This window comes from Limimaricola cinnabarinus LL-001 (assembly GCF_000466965.1).
Lineage (GTDB): Bacteria > Pseudomonadota > Alphaproteobacteria > Rhodobacterales > Rhodobacteraceae > Limimaricola > Limimaricola cinnabarinus.
The window spans coordinates 1-1,365 of record NZ_BATB01000155.1 but is presented as its reverse complement, the minus strand read 5'-3'; the positions used below and the strand labels follow the sequence as shown (position 1 = coordinate 1,365).

Sequence of the window (1,365 nt, the reverse complement as noted above, 5' to 3'; positions counted from 1 at the left end):
GTGGTGGACTTTCACGCCGCGCTAACGGTGTAACCGGGGTGGCCATCGAGGACGTCGGTTATGGTGGAGTTTGCGGACTTCAACCACGGACCGAGGGAGACCCCGATGACCGACACCAACATGCCCCTGATCGAGCTTCTGCAAAAGCACGATGAAGGCGACTTTCTCCGCGCTGTGACCGAGGCGGTGCTCCAGACGTTGATGGAGCACGATGTCGAGGGTCTGATCGGCGCTGGTCGCTACGAGCGCGGCGACAGCCGTCAGACCTATCGCAACGGCTACCGTGATCGAGAGCTGAAGACCCGGCTCGGCGCCTTGAACCTGCGGGTGCCCAAGCTGCGGCAGGGCTCCTACTTCCCCGGCTTCCTCGAGCCGCGCCGCACCTCGGAAAAGGCGCTGGTGGCAGTGATCCAGGAGGCGTGGATCGGTGGGGTCTCGACCCGGAAGGTTGATGATCTGGTGCAGGCGATGGGGCTGTCGGGAATTTCCAAGAGCACGGTGTCGAAGCTCTGCAAGGATATCGATGAGCGCGTCCACGATTTCCTGGATCGTCCCCTGGCTGATGACTGGCCCTACCTGTGGCTCGACGCCACCTACCTGAAGGTGCGTCAGGGCGGGCGCATTATTTCGGTCGCTGCCATAATCGCCGTGGCCGTGAACACCGACGGGCGCCGTGAGATCATCGGGCTCAGCATCGGTCCCTCGGAAGCCGAGACCTTCTGGACCGACTTCCTGCGCAGCCTGAAGAGCCGGGGCCTGGCCGGCGTAAAGTTGGTCATCTCCGACGCCCACACCGGCCTCAAGGCCGCGATCGCCCGGGTAGTCGACGCGACCTGGCAGCGCTGCCGGGTCCACTGGATGCGCAACGTGCTCGCTCACGTGCCGAAGGGGCAGCACACGGTGGTCGCTGCCGCGATCCGTCAGGCGTTCACTCAACCCGACCAGAAGGGCGCCATCGAGGTCTGGCGCCACGTGGCCGACCAGTTGCGGCCGCGCTGGCCGAAGCTCGGCGCGCTCATGGACGAGAGCGAGGCCGACGTCCTCGCCTACATGGCCTTTCCGGCCCAGCACCGCACGAAGTTGCACAGCACCAACCCACTGGAGCGCCTCAACAAGGAGGTGAAACGGCGGGCCGATGTCGTTGGTATCTTCCCGAACGAGGAGTCCATCATCCGCCTGATCGGCGCCGTGCTTTTCGAGCAGAACGACGACTGGCAAAGCCAGCATCGCTACATGCAGGTCGAAGCCTTCGCACTCATCGATGCGGCGCAGATCGACCCGCTTCTCAGCCTCTCAACACAAGCCGCCTGACCGATGATCCGCAATGACCATCCCGAAATTTACACCAGCTTGACGGACGTGACC

At 63.9% G+C, this 1,365-nt stretch carries 1 protein-coding gene; it reads left to right on the top strand.

What is annotated here, in order from left to right; all coding sequences use genetic code 11:
* Positions 1-105 precede the first annotated feature (105 nt).
* Positions 106-1,311, top strand: a complete 1,206-nt coding sequence (locus MBELCI_RS18825; RefSeq protein WP_021695822.1) for an IS256 family transposase — start codon at positions 106-108, stop codon at positions 1,309-1,311.
* The last annotated feature ends 54 nt before the right edge of the window (positions 1,312-1,365 follow it).

Coding starts and splice junctions, on each gene's coding strand:
- MBELCI_RS18825 (WP_021695822.1), top strand. CDS start 106: ATGACCGACACCAACATGCCCCTGATCGAGCTTCTGCAAAAGCACGAT.